General features: G+C 66.9%; 17 protein-coding genes. 3 read left to right on the top strand and 14 right to left on the bottom strand.

The window, feature by feature from the left end; all coding sequences use genetic code 11:
* Positions 1-5: 5 nt before the first annotated feature.
* On the bottom strand, positions 6-1043 hold the full coding sequence (locus tag BHS09_RS01080) for a synaptic vesicle VAT-1 family membrane protein (protein ID WP_140796945.1): 1038 nt from the start codon (positions 1041-1043) through the stop codon (positions 6-8).
* A gap of 155 nt (positions 1044-1198) precedes the next feature.
* Between BHS09_RS01080 and BHS09_RS01075 the strand changes: the two genes are divergently transcribed.
* Entirely contained in the window at positions 1199-2200 is a 1002-nt protein-coding gene (locus BHS09_RS01075) for a lipase family protein (protein WP_174259162.1), read from the top strand.
* A gap of 63 nt (positions 2201-2263) precedes the next feature.
* On the opposite strand, the gene BHS09_RS01070 is transcribed toward BHS09_RS01075, so the two are convergent.
* From BHS09_RS01070 to BHS09_RS01010, 13 genes are all read right to left on the bottom strand, one after another.
* On the bottom strand, positions 2264-3454 hold the full coding sequence (locus BHS09_RS01070; RefSeq protein WP_140796943.1) for an alpha/beta fold hydrolase: 1191 nt from the start codon (positions 3452-3454) through the stop codon (positions 2264-2266).
* 2 nt (positions 3455-3456) lie between these two features.
* Positions 3457-5118, bottom strand: coding sequence for a hypothetical protein (locus BHS09_RS01065; RefSeq protein WP_237080120.1), 1662 nt, complete (start codon positions 5116-5118; stop codon positions 3457-3459).
* Between the two features lie 209 nt (positions 5119-5327).
* Complete coding sequence (locus BHS09_RS01060; protein ID WP_140796941.1) at positions 5328-6017, bottom strand: hypothetical protein; 690 nt, start codon at positions 6015-6017, stop codon at positions 5328-5330.
* Between the two features lie 36 nt (positions 6018-6053).
* Positions 6054-7631, bottom strand: a complete 1578-nt coding sequence (locus tag BHS09_RS01055) for an acyl-CoA synthetase (RefSeq protein ID WP_140796940.1) — start codon at positions 7629-7631, stop codon at positions 6054-6056.
* A gap of 8 nt (positions 7632-7639) precedes the next feature.
* Entirely contained in the window at positions 7640-8635 is a 996-nt protein-coding gene (locus BHS09_RS01050) for a 3-oxoacyl-ACP synthase III family protein (RefSeq protein WP_140796939.1), read from the bottom strand.
* A gap of 9 nt (positions 8636-8644) precedes the next feature.
* Positions 8645-9382 (bottom strand): TetR/AcrR family transcriptional regulator, encoded by a 738-nt coding sequence (locus BHS09_RS01045; protein ID WP_140796938.1) that lies wholly within the window; start codon positions 9380-9382, stop codon positions 8645-8647.
* Between the two features lie 325 nt (positions 9383-9707).
* Complete coding sequence (locus BHS09_RS01040) at positions 9708-10484, bottom strand: Imm49 family immunity protein (RefSeq protein WP_140800577.1); 777 nt, start codon at positions 10482-10484, stop codon at positions 9708-9710.
* Positions 10481-11515, bottom strand: a complete 1035-nt coding sequence (locus BHS09_RS01035) for a hypothetical protein (RefSeq protein ID WP_140796937.1) — start codon at positions 11513-11515, stop codon at positions 10481-10483. Before BHS09_RS01035 ends, BHS09_RS01040 begins: the two co-directional genes overlap by 4 nt.
* 82 nt (positions 11516-11597) lie before the next feature.
* Positions 11598-12896, bottom strand: a complete 1299-nt coding sequence (locus BHS09_RS01030; RefSeq protein WP_161605111.1) for a TIGR02270 family protein — start codon at positions 12894-12896, stop codon at positions 11598-11600.
* Between the two features lie 83 nt (positions 12897-12979).
* Positions 12980-13600 carry a hypothetical protein gene (locus tag BHS09_RS01025; protein ID WP_140796935.1) on the bottom strand — a complete coding sequence of 207 codons (621 nt, stop codon included), beginning with the start codon at positions 13598-13600 and terminating at the stop codon, positions 12980-12982.
* Complete coding sequence (locus tag BHS09_RS01020) at positions 13600-14466, bottom strand: AHH domain-containing protein (RefSeq protein ID WP_140796934.1); 867 nt, start codon at positions 14464-14466, stop codon at positions 13600-13602. Before BHS09_RS01020 ends, BHS09_RS01025 begins: the two co-directional genes overlap by 1 nt.
* Positions 14467-14519: 53 nt before the next feature.
* Complete coding sequence (locus BHS09_RS01015) at positions 14520-15038, bottom strand: DUF6484 domain-containing protein (protein WP_140796933.1); 519 nt, start codon at positions 15036-15038, stop codon at positions 14520-14522.
* A gap of 28 nt (positions 15039-15066) precedes the next feature.
* Positions 15067-15525 carry a DUF4150 domain-containing protein gene (locus BHS09_RS01010; protein WP_140786670.1) on the bottom strand — a complete coding sequence of 153 codons (459 nt, stop codon included), beginning with the start codon at positions 15523-15525 and terminating at the stop codon, positions 15067-15069.
* Positions 15526-15993: 468 nt separating this feature from the next.
* On the opposite strand from BHS09_RS01010, the gene BHS09_RS01005 reads away from it, so the two are divergent.
* On the top strand, positions 15994-16470 hold the full coding sequence (locus tag BHS09_RS01005; protein WP_140786669.1) for an Lrp/AsnC family transcriptional regulator: 477 nt from the start codon (positions 15994-15996) through the stop codon (positions 16468-16470).
* A gap of 3 nt (positions 16471-16473) precedes the next feature.
* On the top strand, positions 16474-17694 hold the full coding sequence (locus tag BHS09_RS01000) for an aminotransferase-like domain-containing protein (protein WP_140786668.1): 1221 nt from the start codon (positions 16474-16476) through the stop codon (positions 17692-17694).
* The last annotated feature ends 104 nt before the right edge of the window (positions 17695-17798 follow it).

The raw sequence follows: 17798 nt of genomic DNA, 5'->3' as shown, positions 1-17798 counted from the left end.
CGCCCTCACGGCACCAACACCAGCTTCCCCACCGTGCCGCCGGACTCCAGTGCCCGGTGCGCATCCGCCACCGCGTCCAACGGAAACGACTTCACCGGTGGCGGCACCAGCTTCCCCTCCTCCAACCAGCCCAGGAGCCGCGCCATGGACTCCTCCAGCACGGCGCGCTGTTCGAACAGGTACGACAGGTTGAACGCCAGCACGCTGGTGTTGTCGTTGGTGAGCGTCAGCGGATCAAACCGCGGCGTGCGCAGCCAGTCCCAGGCCAGCTTCGCGTAGTTCGGCCGGCCGCCCGTGCGCGGCAGCATGGAGTGAAAGCCGTAGATGACGAGCTTCCCCGGCGAGGCCAGGTGCTTGTAGCTGTCGCGCAACGTGGACGGCCCGTTCGCATCGAGCACCACGTCATACCCCCGAGGTGCCGCCCGCTCCGCCGCGGCCCACAAGGCCTCCCGGCTCTTGTCGATGACGACCTCCGCCCCCTGCGCGCGAGCCGTCTCCACCTTGTGCGTCCCACCCACCACGCCCACCATCCGGCACCCGGCGATGCGGCCCAACTGGAGCAGCGCCCCACCCACGCCGCCCGCCGCCGAGTGCACCAACACGTTGGCGCCCGGCCGCGGGTGCGCCAGTTCGAACAGGGCGTAGTACGCGGTGAGGAACACCGTGGGGAACCCCGCGGCCTGCTCCATGCTCAGCCGCGCGGGCAATGTGAACACCTGGTGACGGGGCACCGTGACGTGGGTGGCGTAACCACCGAAGCGCGTCACGCCGAACACCCGCGCTCCGGGTGCCAGGTCTTCCACGCCGGGTCCCACGGCATCCACGTGGCCCGCGAACTCGAAGCCCGGGGTGATGGGCCACCCCACATACTCCTTCGCGGAGGCGTACAGCCCCATGCGGATGACGCAGTCCGCATAGTTCACCCCAATGGCTTCGGTGGCCACCCGGACCTCACCGAATCCAGGTGAATCCTGATTCACCTCTTCAAGGTGGAGCTGCTCATACCCACCTGCTTTCCGAATGACGACCTTGCGTGCGCGCATGGCCCGTTGCTTACCACGCGACGCAACGCGACAACGTCCGCGCACGTCCAGTCAGCGGAAGACGCGCGCGCGAGATGTCTCTAGACTGTGTATCGCGCTCGAGGACAGTTCCTGTTCCGGACGCGTCTTCCAAAAACAAACAGAGGAGTATGCCCATGCGACTGAGGCCTTCGCTGTATCTCGCGAGCACGCTGCTGCTTGGCATCACCACCGGCTGCGGCGAGGACTTCGCGCCGCACGAAGAGGAGCTCGGCGCGGTGGAAGCCGCGGCGGTCTCCACTTCCGGCGCCACCACGCACTTCCGGAACTGGCTGTCGTCCAACGGCTACAACAGCTACGACTTCGTTCGCGCGGACATCACGGGCGGAAGCTACGGCGGCAAGGCCAGCGCGTCCGACAGCGTGACGAAACAACCCGTCATCTTCATCCACGGCAACTCGGACAAAGCGGTGGGCTCGGGCGTCTTCGGCCAGACGGGCTGGACCAACTCCATCGAGTACTTCCACTCGCAGGGCTACAAGACGAGCGAGCTGTACGCGACGACGTGGGGCCCGGCCAACGCGCTCCAGTCGGCGAACCAGTACCACTCCAAGCAGAACGTGATGAAGGTGCGCAAGTTCATCGAGGCGGTGAAGGCGTACACCGGGGCCTCGAAGGTGGACATCATCGCCCACTCCATGGGCGTGACGCTGGCGCGCAAGGCCATCCTCGGCGGCACGGCCCATGACGCGGCGGACGGCGGCACATACAACGTGGGCGCGCCGCTCACGTCCTCGGTGGACACCTTCGTCGGCATCGCCGGCGCCAACCTGGGCCTGACGTCTTGTTACATGTCCGGCCCGTCGACGCCCACCTGTGGCTCCACCAACGGCCTGTACCCGGGCTACCTCTTCTGGGGCAGCGTCACCGGCCGCTCGACGTACCTCAATGACTTGCGCTCGACGAGCGGTTACGAGGGCGCCTTCCGCTACACCATCTACTCCACGGCGGACGAAATCATCGGCTACGACGGCATCGTCTATGGTGAGTACACGTCGCGCATCCCCGGGCAGACGGGTGAGAAGCGCTACACCGGCTACCCCTATGGCCACTTCAACTCGAAGGACCTGACGGCGGAGGTTCAGTACGGCATGGTGGTCAACCACACCATCCCGTAACCGTCTCCACACGGGCGCCTCCACCCTCGCGAAAGGGTGGAGGTGGACCGACTCAACACCCCACTACGGCTGGGGCAGCACGCCCGGCGTCGGCTCGCCTTCCTGGCCCGGCGTGGGCGGAGGCAGACTCTCCGGCGTGAGCGGCTCGGACGCCGGCCCGGGAGGAGACTCCGGCCGCGGCGCCTCCTCCTTCGCGGGAGCGGACGGCACCTCGATGCGCCCCGCCGCCGCGTCGCGGACGAAGGCGAAGGCCGCCTCGTTGAAGCGCTCCGTGCAGTCGAGCTGCACGGTGTGACCGCACCCTTCCAGCGCCACCAGCTTCGCGCCGGGGATGTGGGACGCGCCGTACTCCATGATGCCGCGCGCCTCGCCGCCGTGGAGGAAGGGGCTGGGGATGAGCCGGTCATCCGTGCCGTAGATGATGACGGTGGGCACGGTGACGCGGTGCAGGTTGTCGCGCACGAAGTCGTTGTGGGACAGGCCCCGCACCGTGCGCACATTGGCGTAGGCGTAGGCGTCGAACTCGGGCGACTTCGCCAGCCGCACGCGCTCCTCAATCAGCCACTCCAGCTCCGGCCGCCAGTGCATGAAGTTGGCCTGGCGCACGCTGCCCCAGATGCTGGCCTCCGGCGCGGACTTGATGAACTCGGAGCTCATCGCCCGCGCGAACCACTCCTTCTCCCGCCAGCTGAACTTCTCGAAGCCGGCGGGCGACGCCAGCACCAGCCCGCTCAGCGACTCCGGGTAGCGGATGGCGAAGGAGAGCGACGTCTGCCCGCCCATGGAATGACCGGCGAGCACGGGCTTGTCCAGACCCAGGCCGTCCACCAGCTCCAGCACCGCGTCCGCCATGGCCTCCATGGTGTACGGGAAGGTGCCGGGCTTGTCGGACTTGCCGTAGCCGGGCAGGTCCACCGCGATGACGCGGTAGCCCTGCTGCTGGAAGGCGTCCAACTGCGCCCGCCAGAACTTCAGGTACGAACCCAGGCCGTGGATGAAGACGACGGCCTTCGCGTCCGGGCCGCTGCCGGGCAGGTCGACGTAGGCCATCTGGGGCACCACGGCCATGCCGTACTGATTCGCGGTGCGCGGAAGCGGAATCCGCTTCACCGGCCAGGGCTGCTTCGAGCCCTCGGAGGTGTAGTCCAAATCCTGGAAGGAGAGCGCGGGCTGGTGCGCGTACGAGCGCACGCAACCGGCGGAGGAGAGCCCCGCCGCGAGGAGCAGGGCCGTGAATGCGCGGGAGGTGCTCATGGTCAGAACGCGTACCAGGTGAAGGTGGTGAAGACGGAGAAGGGATTGGTCCGGATGGTGGGCGAACCGTCGTAGAAGCTGCCCCGGAACAGGTAGCCCGCGTGCAGGCCGGCCGTCATGAGGTAGCGGATGTGGTAGCGCAGCTCCGCGTTGACCTCGGTGCCGATGTACCGGCCGCGCTCGACCTCGGGCGTCCACCGCACGGGGGCCGCGTCAGAGGTGGCGGTGCCCACGCCCAGCTTGAGGTTCAGCTTGTTGGGCACCATGTCCCACGCCGCGGTGGCGATGGCGGCGCGCATGCCGTAGCCCTGATTGGAGATGTCCGTCACCGCGCCCGTGTAGTTGTTCACCGTGCTGGTGAACGGGAACAGGATGAGCATCTTGTGGTTGAACCACACCGCGCCCGGCAGGCCGTACTGGTTGAGCGTGAAGGCACCGGTGTAACGGCTGTCGGAGAGGTCGTCGTCGCCGGTGGTGTACATGCCCTCCAGCGTGAGCATGTCCGCGGGCCCGCGGCCCCACTGGTACATCAGCTCCAGGTTGGCGGAGACGCCGGAGATGTTGAGCTCGGCCAGGGCGGAGCGCTCCGGGTCGTCGCTGACGTACTTGCCGCCGTTGTACATGACGAAGCCGGACGCGCCGAACCGGCCCGTGCGGAAGTCGATGTTGTGGTTGAAGTTGGCGCCCGCCCAGAAGACGTTGCCCGTGGGCCGCGCGATATCGAAGCGCGCCGTGCCCGTGAAGGTGTTGAGGCCCGTGGAGGACGGGCCGCTCTTCACCAGGCCCTCGAAGGCGTAGGCGTCACCCTTCGTCTGGTCGTTGAGGAACCACAGCGACAGGCCCACGTTGGTGTTGGGCCGCACCGGGTAGACGTAGTCACCGGTGATGAGCCAGATGTACTTCAGGCGCGGGTCGTTGCGCGTGCCCTTGTCCGCCTGCGCGGTGCCCAACGGCATCAGGCTCAGCTTGGCCAGTCCCTTGTAGCCACTGAAGAGGGAGATGCCCGTGGCATCGCTGCCCAGGAAGCTCATCTTGTAGCCAGTGCGGGTGATGTCCGACAGCGGCGTGCGCGTGGGGTCGTAGACGTTGTCGTAGACGGGCTGCGTGCCCACCAGCAACGTCAGCTCACGCGGCTTGCGCGTGGGATACAGCGCGACGTTGACGTTCTTCGTCTGGATGTTGACCTGGTCGGCGTTGAAGCCGCCGCCCTCGTTCTGCTGAAGCGCGTTGGCCGACCGGCCCCACATGTAGTCGATTTCGAACTGGGCCCGGAAGGAGGCCAGCCCGTCCACGAAGTGGGGGCTGTACTCCATGACGGGAATCCATCGCTGCTCGATGAAGTACGCGGACAGGCCGGGCTCGGCGCGCACCGCGCTTCCCGCGGGCATGCCAATGGGGCCCAGCGACACGCCGCGAAGGCCGGCCGGGTCACCCACCTGGTTCTGCACCGACACGCGCGTGAAGAAGTAGTTGATGAGGCTGAACTGACTCGGCTTCGCGTCCTCGTCGCGGTTCGCCTCGTCGTTCCACTCACCGTAGTAAAGGCCGGGAACCGGCGTGCTCTGCGCCGCCGCCGGAAGCGACACACCCGCCAGCGCCAACGCCAGGGCTCCCGCGGACCGCCGCGCCGCCCTGCGTGCCTCGGACAACCACCACCGTGCCATAAACACCTCGGCCCCATGCGCGGGGGCGCTCCCAGCCTTCCGGCCGGACTGCGAACGTCTGCGTGCTCGACTTTTTCCGTGGCCCGCGGACTGCCCGCCTCGCGAGGCCGTGCTCCACCCCTGCCGCGCCCGCGCCACACGGCACCCGCCGGGCACGGGCCCCACAAGGAAGGGAGGAGGAGCACGCCTCCCTTCCAGCGGGACTCACGCTAGCCGCCGATGGTGTAGCGCTGCACCGCCTTGCCATCGAACGGCCGGCTCTCGCCCCCGATGACCTGGTTCACCGTGGCCGAGCCCACACCACCCGCCGCGCAGTTGGCGCCCGTGGCGCCGCCCTCGAAGAAGAGCTCCAGGTCCAGCGTCCGCCGGTCCGCGGAGAACGCGCCGCGGCCCACCTGCCGGAAGCCCGGGTAGGTGAACGCGACGTCGAAGCACTCGCCGTCGCCCTGCACGTTCTCGATGCTCACGACGGTCGAGGTGAAGGACAGCGCGTTCTGCGGGAGCTCGGGGTTGCAGGTGCCGGACATGCCCGCGTTCGGCGCGCCCTCGATGGTGCCCGGGATGCTGTCGACCCGGAAGTTGCCGCCCTGCACCGTCATGGTGACGCGCTGATAACACTGCGAGCTGGCACCGAAGTTGATGTCTTCACTGAAGCCGTTCGGATGGCTGGGAATGTTGGCCCCAGTCATCGTCAGCGTCTTGCCTTCCACGAACGCCAGGATGCCCTGCGGCGTGCTCAGGTTGGGCGTGTTGTCCACCGGGTCGCTCTCACCACAGCCCACCAGGGACAGCGCAGACGTCATCACCGCGGACAGCAGCAGCTTCTTCTTCATGGGTTGCTCCTCTTCCTCCGGCGGGCATCGCCGGGCTGACGCGACAGTCGACAGGCAGCGAGCCACCGTTGGCGTGGCCCGTCCTTCAAGGTGCGTTCACGCTCAATGACGCGAGCTGTCCCGGTCCGCGGCCACGGCCGCGTCGCGAAGCTCACGCTTGAGAATCTTTCCGGCCGCGGAGATGGGCAGGCGCTCCATCAGCTCCACGCGCTTGGGCACCTTGAAACGCGCCACGCGTCCCCGCAGGTGCTCCAACAGCGCCTCCGCCGAAACCTTCCCATCCGGCTTCAACACCACGAAGGCGCGGCCAACCTCGCCCCACTTCTCGTCGGGCATGCCCACCACGGCGCATTGCGCCACCGCGGGGTGCTCGTACAGCGCGGACTCCAGCTCCAGCGGGTAGATGTTCTCTCCGCCGGAGATGAACATGTCCTTCTTGCGCCCGGCGATGGTGAAGAAGCCATCCGCGTCCACGCGCGCCAGGTCGCCGGTGTGCAGCCACCCTTCCGGGTCGATGGTCTCGCGCGTGGCTGCCTCGTCCTCGAAGTAGCCGGAACACATGGAGGGGCCCTTGAGGAGCAGCTCACCCACCTCGCCCATGGGGACCTCCCGGCCGTCGTCATCCACCAGCTTCGCGGCGATGAAGTAGTTGGGCCGCCCAATGGAGCCCGCCTTCGACACCGCGTACTCCGGCCCCATGCTGAAGAGGCCCGGGCCGAACTCCGTCATCCCGAAGCCCTGCTTGAAGGGCACCGGGTGCACCGCCTGCCACGCCTGGATGAGCGGCACCGGCAGCGCCGCGCCTCCGCTGGTCATGAAGCGCACGGAGGAGAAGTCCGTCGTCTTGAAGCGCGGCGACTCCAGGAGCTGCTGGTACTGCGTGGGCACCGCGAAGAAGAGCGTCACCTTTTCCCGGGGGACGAGGTCCAGCAGCACCTCCGGCTCCCACCGGCGCATGAGGACGACGGTGCCGCCCACGGTGAGCAGCGGCAGCGTGTACACGAGCAATCCGCCCGTGTGGAACATGGGCGTGTGCGTCACCGTGACGTCGCCGGGCCGCACCTCGTGGACCAACGTGTTGAGGGTGTTCCACGCCACCATGCGGTAACTGACGCGCGCGCCCTTCGAGCGCCCCGTCGTTCCGCCGGTGAAGATGAGACAGAGGATGTCCTCCTCGGACACCGCGTCCTGAGTCACCGGCGAGCCCGGCACGTGGGCCAGCGTCGCAGCGTAGGCGTCCGCGCCCGGCAGGCCTTGCGACTCCAGGGACACCAGCCGGGGGCCGCCGCCCAGGCGCTCGCGGACGTCCGCGATGGTGTCGCGGAAGTCGTCGCCGAAGAGGAGCACGCCGGGACGGATGGAGCGCACCAGGTCCGCCAGCTCGGCGGCGTGCAGGCGCCAGTTGAAGGGGACGAAGACGGCGCCAATCTTCGCGCAGGCGAACAGCGCGTCCAGGTACTCCACGCCGTTGTGGGCCACGATGCCCACCCTGTCGCCCTTCTTCACGCCGGCCACGTCACGCAGCCAGCCGCCCAGCGCGGTGGCGCGCGTGTTCATCGCGCGGTAGGTGAAGCGGCCCGCGTCACCCCGGGACGGGTCCACCACCGCGACACTGTCGGGCCAGTAGAGGGCGCCACGGCCCATCCAGTCCCCGATGAACATGTGAGCGCCCTCCGTCATGGCGTGACTCAGGCCGTCCAGCGGTAGAGGGCGGAGGCCATGGCGAGCCCGCCGCCGCTGGCACACAGGGCCACCAGGTCGCCGCGCTTCACCTTGCCCTGCACCACCGCGTCATCCAGCGTCATCGGGATGCAGGCCGAACCGGTGTAGCCCCACTTGTCCATGGTGTAGTGGGCCTTCTCCATCGGCTGGCCCAGGATCTTCATGGTGGCTTCGATGGTGCGCAGGTTCAGCTGCGTGAAGACGAACTGCTTCACGTCGTCCAGCTGCAGGCTCTGCCGCTTGAGGAGCTGGTCCAGCAGCATGGGCCAGCGCTCGGTGTTGAACGTCGCCGGGAACTTGCGGACGAACTGCACCGCGGGCTTTCCGCCCGTGAGCTCCAGCGACTCCGCGGTGGCCGGGCGGTTCGTACCGCCGGTGTAGACTCCCAGCGCGTCGTGGTACTCGCCGTTGGCCAGCAGCTTCGCGCCCATGAAGCCGGGCGTGTCACCCGCGCCCAGCACCACCGCGCCCGCGCCGTCCGCGAACAGGGTGGCGGTCTTCTTGTCCTTCCAGTTGATGTAGCGCGACATGCCGTAGGCGCCCACGACGAGGATGCGCTGGTAGCTGTCATCCGCGGTGATGGTCTTCGAGCCCACGTCCAGCGCCGTCACCCAGCCCGCGCACGCGCAGTTGAGGTCGTAGGTGCCGGCGTTCACCGCGCCCAGCTTCGCCTGCACCACGGAGGCGGTGGCGGGGCTGAGGTAGTCCGGGGTGTCGGTGGCGATGATGATGAGGTCCAGTTCCTCCGGCTTCGTGCCCGCGCGCTCCAGCGCCTGGCGGGCGGCGCCCACGCAGAGGTCGGAGGTGGCCTGGTCATCCGCCATCATGTGGCGTTCGCGAATGCCCACGTTCTGCTGGAGCCACTCATCCACCTTCTCACCGAGAATCTTCTCGACGTCAGCGTTGGTGAGGACCTTCTCGGGGACGTAGCGGCCAGTGGAGAGAATCTGGGCGTATCGCATGAGTGTTCGTCAGCTCCGGGCGCCGCGCGCCGGTCGGCGGGCGGAACGCAGGGTGTTCTTCTTGAGGGTCTTCGGTTTGGGCTTCGACTTCGGCTTCGAAGCAGCGGAGGACTTCACGGTGTTTCGGCCCGTGGATGCACGCGGGTCCAGGCCGTGGGAGATGAGCGTCATCGCGGTGTCGAGGACGCGCTCGAGCCCCGGGTCCTCCTCCCAGAGGACCCAGCGCATGCCGAGGAAATCACTGATGCCCATGAGGCAGTAGGCCAGCGCCTCCGGGTCCATGCGCCGCACCTCGCCCGCCTCCATGGCGCGGGTGAGCCCGCTCACGTAGCCGCGAGCGAAGCGGTCGTAGTAGCGGCGGTAGCAGGCCTCATCCACGAACTCCGCCTGGCGCACCACGCGGTAGAGATTGGGGTGCTGCCGCACGAACTGGAAGAAGGTGCGCAGGCCCTGGCGCTCCACGTCGACGCGGTCCTCGCAATCGGCCACGGATTCGGCGATGAGCCGGCGCAGGCGCGTGCCCAGCTCATCCACCACTTCGACGAAGATGGACTGCTTGTCGGGGAAGTAGACGTAGAACGTCCCGAGCGCCACGCCACCCTTGCGCGTGATGTCCGCGATGGAGGCGCGCTCGTAGCCCTTCTCACCGAAGACCGACTCCGCGGCCTTCAACAGCTTCGCACGCGTCTTCTGGCCTCGCGGCGTGACGGGTCCGGAGCGGTCTTGAGAAGCTGAAGCCCGATTCATGTTTCACCTAGCGGTAGCACCCGGCAGGGAGGGTGTCAAAGCACGGTCGATGGCTCCGCGCGTCAAACCGCACGTTCGACGCACGGCGTCAGCACTCGTGCGGCGCTGACGTGTGCGAAGCCTACTCTGAATGTTCAGTACACGCGGTCTCGCAGCGGGAGCCGTTGCGCGTCGGGACTTGCCGCGCGGGAGGCGGCGCGGGCACGACATGCCACATCATCCTCGGCCTGAGTGACTGCCGGTGACACGGCCTCTCCCGCCTACCATTCGCTGCCCGGAAGTCCCTTCAAGCAGGCACGAACCGGTGAACGGTTACCAATACTCTTCAGTCCGTCTCCACTTCGATGCGCTCCCAGGAGCGGGCATCAAACGCCGGGGGACGTCCCTTCCTCGCGAGCGAGGGGATGTGCAGGTAGTCCGGCTCGGTCATCAACCCCTGGCGCTCAGCCATGTAGACCAGGCTGAGCCCCTCGACGCAAAAGCGCCCCTCCGTGACGAGGACTTCGGAAGCCACGCTTCCATTGTCCTCGAGCTCCGCCCACTCGTCGCTCCGCGCCTCCAGGTACTGCTCCAGCGCCGCGTTGAAATCATCTTCGCGGGCTTCCATGAGCGCCCTGCAGACGTCCAGCCGGAAGTCCTCCGAACCCTCGAGCGCCTTCTCATAGCGCTCGAGCAGCGCCTCCAGCGTGGCTCGCGACGCCCCCAGGCAGGCGTGCTGCATACAAAACTCCACGAAGAGGAAATCCTCCTCATACTCCTTTCCCTGGACCCACGTACGCCGGGAGTGACGTGCAATCTCCTCCGCACCTTGAAGGTCGCCGGCAGCCAAGGCGTCGAAGAACGGCAGGGCCTTGCTCCCGAATCGTCCCTCCTCCGATGCGTGCGCGCTGAAGAAGGCGAAGGCGCGGCCACTCTGGTGCAGGTGAAAGCGGAACGCGTCGGGCGAGCCATCCAGGAAGAGCTTCCCGATGCCCGCGATGCGGAAGTTCTGACAGAACGCGAGCACCTTGCGCTGAGGTGCACCAGCACGGATGCGCGGAAGGAGCTCCAGGTTGTCCTCGAGCGCATTCTGGACGTAGACGGGCAGATACACGGCGCTCATGCGTTGCTCCTCCGAAGTGACAAGCAGCCCACCTCACCGTGCTCGGAGCTGGAGATCACGAGCGAAGTAGACTGTCGGCCATGGCCCCGCGAGAGGTCGTGCGCGGCCAGGCAGACTCCTAGCGCGCCACTAGCCGCCCCCACGTCTCCCACGTAGGTGCCGGGCAGGTGCAGCCGAGCCGCTCCGAGCCGCGGCCCGAGGTGGACGCGCACACAACCCCACTCATGGGACCGCCACTGCTCGCCATTGAGGTCGGCGTAGATGTCTCCGTCAAAGGGAGACGGCAGACGCGACAGGACTTCCTGGATGCACGCGGCGAGCCCGCGGCCCATGTTCTGCCGCCCTGAACCAAAGTGGTCGGGCTCCCTGCCGGTCGCAATCGTGTCGATAAGGATGGCGGACTCCACTCCCCGGCGACGCGCGCTCACGTCCGTCTCCACCAGCAGGCACACGCCGGCCTCCCCCGGCATCAACCCGACCGGATGGTCCTCGGTCTTCAGCCGGCGATGACTGGCGAGTTGATGGAGAAGCAACTCGTCCATGTACGAGTCCACCGAGATTGTCAGCACGCGCTCCAGGCCTCTCGAGGCCATCCATTGCTGGCCGTGCACGAGGCCCGCAGCGGTGCCCGCGTGCCCGATGGGGATGAGCTCCACGTTCGGCTCGGCGATGGCCAGCCCGAGCGAGCGATGAAGCGGATGGAGGTAGCTCTCGCGAATCTGTTCCAGCGCCCCTCCCGGCTCCGACAGGAAGACCTCGTCGTCCGCGGGGGGTGTCACGACAACGAGCCCCGTCTTCTGCCAGAAGGCAGCAGGCATGCCCGACACGCCGGGATGAGACAGCATGTCCTCCACGGCACCTTGCGCCAGCCGCAGCCACCGGCCGATGAGCTGGAAGCCATCCGTGTAGCCCCGGATGGGGTGGCCCGACACGGGGATGTCCTCCTGGGATTCCTCTTCCACCACCCGGAACTCCCGAAGCTTCCGGGGCCGCGAGACACCGGCGCGAATCGCAGCGCAGGCGGCATCCACGGAATGTCCGACGCTCGTTACCGCACCGGTCGCTATCAGCACCAGACTCAAGGGACCTCACCAAGAAAGAACGCTCCCGCCCTCAGGCGGTCATCAGGCTGTCGAAACCGCGGGGAGTCGAATCCAGACGCAGCGCCGCCGAGCCCTGGAGCTGCCGCAGTTGGAAGGCTGCTCGCGCCGAGGTCGCGACCTGAAGGCCGCCCCGGGTGCGGACAGCCAGCTCCAGCGCCCAGACCGGGCGCAGGCACGCGGGCCCACGGGTCAACTCCGCGAACACGGCTGCGGGGCTCCAGGGTGCGCCCCGGACGAAACGCCCCCGCTCGTCGAAGCGTGTCTGCGCCTTCTGCCACCAGGCACACACAGAGGCAGACCGCACACGGCCGGGCGGCGGCGGAACCCGCCATGCGCCCGTTGCCGCTCCCGTGTCGCCAGTGCCCTCCTCCGCGGATGAAGGGGCTTCGTCGTCCGGCTCGTCCCTGAGCAGGTGCTCCGTGAGGTCGAGTCCGGTGATGATTGCGAGTGATTCGGCCGCCAGCCGGGAGCCCGCTTCTTCCCGCTGCATGACGTTCACCAGCACCTCGGCCGCGGCCCTTCGCCCGCTGAACCCCAGGGCCCAAAGCGCGTCCTCGCGGAGCCGCCACTCTTCTGCCGCCGTCAGGAGCAGCTTCACGTCCGCAGGCTCCCCGCCTAGCGCGAGCGCCAGCCTCGCCAGGCGGCCAGCCTCATCCGGCGCCCCCACCAGCCACCGACACGCCTGCCACGGCTCGCGCAGCCCCAGGATGAGGCCCGTCTCCAGGGCCGCGCATCGTACGGAGTCCTCGGCATGCGCCAGCCCCTGCCGCACAAACCCCTCCGCGACCGGTCGCGCGGTGAAGCGCGCCGAACGCAGTGCGGCCACCCACAGGGCCGGCGCATCGTCGGCGCCGAGGGTCCGAGGAAGCGCTGAGCCCGGGTCCGCCTGCCATGCGGCCAGCACCTCCAGCAACATCGCCTGGGCCTCCGGGCCCACTCGCGCTACCTGAGGGAGATGCAGGGCCTCGGACCGGCTCCGGCCGGCGAACTCGAGCGCGCGTCGGATTTCGGGGCGCGACTCCTCCGGCCCCTCGGTCAACTCCCGCAGCAGAAGCGCCAGGGACGCGTCCCCTTCACTTCCGAGGAGCGCGAGCGCCGCCGGACCGACCTGCCACAGGTCCTCGCCTTCCAGGGCGGGCAGGAGCAACCTCCTGGCGACGGGTGCGCCTCCAATGACGAGCCCTTCCACGTGCGCGAGCAGGCGTGCCTCATCGCCCTCGGCGATCTCCTCGAGCGACTCCTCCCAGGAGGCGAGCGCGCGCTCCCGCTGGCGCCAGTGGAACGCAGCCTCGTCCAGGTGCTCCTGCATGACATCCCAGAGGATGCGTCCAGGGCGCCGACTTCGAGTGAACCCTTCGCGTGGGGGGCCGGGCGGAATGTGCATGGCCTTCGTCACGCGTCGCTGAACTTCAACTCCGATACGAGGAGATTGCTGAAGTCACCTTCGCTGATTTCCTTCGCCAGCTCGAAGCTCAGAACATAGGTCGCCGGGTCCTCGTCGATGCGAAAGAGCGGCGGAGCATTCTTCATCTTCTTCCGGTCGAGCACGGGCTCGAGCACCTCGACGATACGTTCCGGGTTTTCCGTCTCCCGCTGGACATCGCTCGCGCCCATGTCCAGGCAATCAAAGGCTCCCAGCGGGTTGATGATGAAGTAGTCCCGGCTGTAGACACGCTTTCGGTGGTCGTACAGCGTGAAGGACAGGTACTCCACCTTCTCGTCACCACAGTGCTTCTGGATGATGTCCTTCACGTCCTTGTGGACGATGAGCATCTGCTGCGTATTACCGAGCAGCGAGGACAACTGGATGCCGAGGTTCTCCTTGTCCATGTAGAGGCGGGCATCCTTGGGCAGGATGGCCCCCACGGGTGCGCCTTCGGCCACGCGCCACGAGTCCATCTCGATGCCCTTGATGAAGTTGCCCAGCATGCAGAGGTCCGGGTCGTCCTGGTCGCCCATGTTGTCCAGAATGAAGAACCGGAGCTTTCCTGCCGTCGCAGCACGTTTGCTCATTATTTGAAGAGACCCTTCAAATTCGATTTGGGGGGAACTTTGTCGAAGTGCCTGGCCGGGATTTCATCCAGCGCATCGCCCTCCATCAGCCCAGATGCCATCAACTTGCCCGCAGAGATGATCTTGGCATACAGCGTCTCGGAGAGTGCCTCGATCTTCGACTTGCAGGCCTTGTAGTCGGCGGGCGGCCCCTCGTGCTTCTGGACGGCCTTCTGAACCAGCTTCAGGTATTTCTTCAACTTGTCGCGCACGTGGTTGCTGTAGGCCCTGTGCGAACGGTGCTCCGATGTGAGCCGGTGCCTGGGCAACTGCAAGGTCCGCGCGACTCTCCTATCCATCGGCAGCAAGATCATGTTGATCTTGTGATTGAGATTGTACTTCTCCTTGAGCAACCCGCTGCGAATCTTCTTCACATACACCACCTGCAAGGGCTTTCCCTCGCCCACCTTGACGATGCAGGACTTGAGCACGTTGTTGGGCACGATGTGGTGCGCCTCGTGCCAGAAGGGCACGTTGCAACTGGTTCGGAAGTTGTTCCCCCCTGCCGTGACGTCCCAGGCCTTGTTCTCCCCGTTGGGAGCCTGGACCCGCCGAGTGCCGCTGCGGGCGCGCACCACCATCGCGAACGACTTCTGCTTGCTCAAGGCTTCGTAGGCGGGCCAGTTGTAGGTCGCCTTCTTCTCCAGCGCCTTCTTGAAGCCTTGCCAGCGGTGGTTGCAGGAGACTGCCTTCACCACGCCCTTGCCATTCTGCTCTCGGCTTCCGTCGTGCCGGTTGAGACACGCACCACCCTCGGTCGAGTTCTTTACCGCCTTGTGCTTGACGGTGAGGTTCTTGTCGTCCCAGTTGTGCTGTTCTTTCGACATGATGAACTCCTGGGTCTGGTGCAATGGCCCCACTGCGTGGCGGCCCCGTGCCGTCAGTTGATCTGAACCTTGCCACCCTTGATTTTGTGCACTTCGTCCGCCTCGGTCCGGATGTTGATGCCGCGCAGGAGCACCTGTCCGTTGCGGCGCAGTGTGAGGCTGGCCTTGCCACAGCGCAGCACGACCTCGTCGCGCCCCTCGATGACCACCCGCTGCCCGTCGACCTGGGCGTCCATGGGTGCCTCATCAAGGGGAGGTTCAAGCACGGCATCCAGCAAAGGCGTCTTGCTGGGGGCATGGATGAGCCCCATCAAGAGGGGCAGGCATGGATCGCCATTCTCGAAGAGCAGGATGGCTCCCTGCCGCTCCCTGGCCGCACGGGTCAAGGCTTCGCGGTCCAGTGGTATCGCGCTGCGGGCGGGAAGTGGCCCGTGCGAATTGCCGGCATAGTCAACGAGCGCCCCTCCAGCACTGGTGGCACCTGTCACCCATCCCACCTGGGTACCCAGAATACGTTCCGTCAGCGATTCGGGCGGGGCACCGCGCTTGCGACCAGGGTCTGAGGCGTCCATGCGTGGTCCTTTGAGTACTGGCCGGGGGCTATCGCGGCTTGCCACACTCGTCGCACACGTGCTCAGAGGCGCCTCCCAAGGCAATCACCGGGGGCTGCATGACGGGAAAGGGCGGGGTGTTCTTGTCGTTGTGGAGCATCAGGTCCATGGCGCGCGCCACGTTCTTCCCCTCGAACAGCACGTCGAAGGAGTAGTTGACGAACTCGGCCTTGCCCTTCGTCTTGCCGGAGACCACACCTCCAGCGCTACCGGCCTCGTCACCAGTACTGGTGCTGAAGTTCGAGTCCTTCACGCAAACCGGGTTGCCTTCCACAGACACCTTCTTGGTCCCCTTCGACGTATCCGAGGACTTCGCGATGTTGGGATAGGGAATGGGGACAGGCCCGGCCGGACTTGGCGTCTTGCACACGTCAGGGAAAGCGACGGTGACACCGTTACTGTCTTTGGTGACAACCGACATCTTGTTCACGCCAACAGTATTCGCCATGTCCGCCCCCAGAGATTGAAGAGTAACCGCTTCAATCAATGAATTTCAATTCACGACCGAACACGGCCCCCGCTCGGCACACCCCAGCACCGATGTCCATGCGGCGCTGCCGCCGAACGTCGCCAACTTCACGGTAGCGGCGGATGTGATGGGGATGCGGAAGGCGCTCGTGCGCGCTGGGGGCGCGCGGCGCCGTGAACAGTCAGGAGCCAACCCTCCGTTCATCCGCACACAACGCGCGGCGTCAACGGGTCCCCAGGCAGATGCCTCCGTCCATGGATCGCCCCAGCTTCCAGCCACCGTCCAACCGAGGCCTCACCCGGCGGACCGGCACACCTTTCCACCGCCAGCACCAACACAGTTCACGACGCGACCGGACGTCACGTTCGGGGTTGCACCCTTGGAGCATCAAATATAAATTATCTGCCGTCCCGCAAAAGTGCCTATAAATTCAAGGCAAACGCCCCCATGTTCCTGGACGAACTAGACCACCGCATCATCGACATGTTGCAGCGCGATGGCCGCGCCACGCAGCTGGAGCTGTCGCGTGCGGTGAAGCTGTCCCAGCCGGCGGTGGCGGAGCGGATCCGCAAATTGGAGGAGCGCGGCGTCATCACGGGCTACTCGGCCCGCGTGGACGCGGCGAAGCTCGGCAAGGACATCACGGCCTTCATCGGCGTGAGCATCGAGCACCCGAAGTACTTCGACGAGTTCCTGACGAAGGTGTTGTCGCTGCCGGATGTCCTGGAGTGCCACCGCGTGGCGGGCCAGGACTCGTACCTTCTCAAGGTGAAGACGGCGAACACCCGTTCGCTCGACACCCTTCTGGTGGGAACGCTGCGCACCATCGCGGGAGTCACCCGCACGCAGACCACCATCGTCCTGACGTCCATGAAGGAGGACACGCATGTCCGCGTGCCTCCAGACACCCCAAAAGGAGCGTGACGTATGAGCGCCGACGCGATGAGCGCCCCCCTTCCCCCGCCGCCCGTATGGCGGTTGGCCCAGCGGATGTCCCGCATCAAGACGTCCGCGGTGCGCGAAATCCTGAAGGTCGCCGAGCGGCCCGACATCCTCTCCTTCGCGGGAGGCCTGCCGGCCCCGGAGCTCTTCCCGCTAGAGGCCATCGCCGAGGCTCACGCCGAGGCCCTGGCCACCGAAGGCCGCGCCGCGCTCCAGTACAGCACCACCGAGGGCTTCGGCCCGCTGCGTGAGTGGATTTGCGGCCACCTCCAGAAACGTGGCCGCCAGTCCAACGCGGACCAGGTGCTCATCACCAACGGCTCGCAGCAGGGCATCGACCTGGTGGCCAAGGTGTTGCTGGACCCCGGTGACCTCGTCATCGTGGAGAACCCCAGCTACCTGGCGGCGCTGCAGACGTTCGGCGCCTATGAGGCGCGCTTCGCCACCGTGGGCAGCGACGACCAGGGCATGCGCACCGACGACCTGGAGCGCCTGCTGGCCACGCACAAGCCCAAGCTGGTGTACGTGGTCGCCAACTTCCAGAACCCCAAGGGCACCACCCTGTCCCTGGAGCGCCGGCGCGAGCTGGTCCGCCTGGCCCAGGAGCACCGCTTCCTCATCCTGGAGGACGACCCGTACGGCGAGCTGCGCTTCCGCGGCGAGCACCTGCCGTCCCTGGCCGCCTTCGACGACGAGGGCGTCGTCGTGTCGCTGGGCACCTTCTCCAAGACGCTGGCCCCGGGCATGCGCCTGGGCTGGGTGGTGGGCCCGCGCGACTTCGTGCGCAGCCTGGCCATCGCCAAGCAGTCCACCGACCTGCACACCGCCACGCTGGCCCAGCGCGCGGTGGTGAAGCTGCTGGCGCGCTTCGACTACGCGGCCCACCTGGAGTCGCTGCGCCCCGTCTACGGCGAGCGTGCCCAGGCGATGCTGGACGCCCTCCAGGCGCACATGCCCGCCGGCACCCGGTGGACGCACCCTGAAGGCGGCATGTTCCTGTGGGTGGAGCTGCCCGGCGGGCTGGACGCCCAGGCGCTGCTGCCCAAGGCGGTGGAGCAGAAGGTGGCCTTCGTGCCGGGCGCGCCCTTCTTCGCCAACACCCCGCGCCCGGAGTTCATGCGCCTCAACTACTCCAACCGCCCGCCGGAGCTGATTACCGAAGGCATGCGCCGCCTGGGCGCCGTGATTGCCGCCGAGCTGGGTTGAGCCGCTGACGGAGAGCCTTTGCCGCGCCGCGTCGGAAACGGCGCGGCGCTTTTCGTTTCGGTGAAGTTGAAGATTGATTCAGGTTTCAAATCGCTCGCCGCTGG

This window comes from Myxococcus xanthus (assembly GCF_006402735.1).
In the GTDB taxonomy this organism is placed as follows: Bacteria; Myxococcota; Myxococcia; order Myxococcales; family Myxococcaceae; genus Myxococcus; species Myxococcus xanthus_A.
The sequence above is the reverse complement of the archived record's forward strand: the minus strand, read 5'-3'. Positions and strand labels throughout refer to the sequence as shown.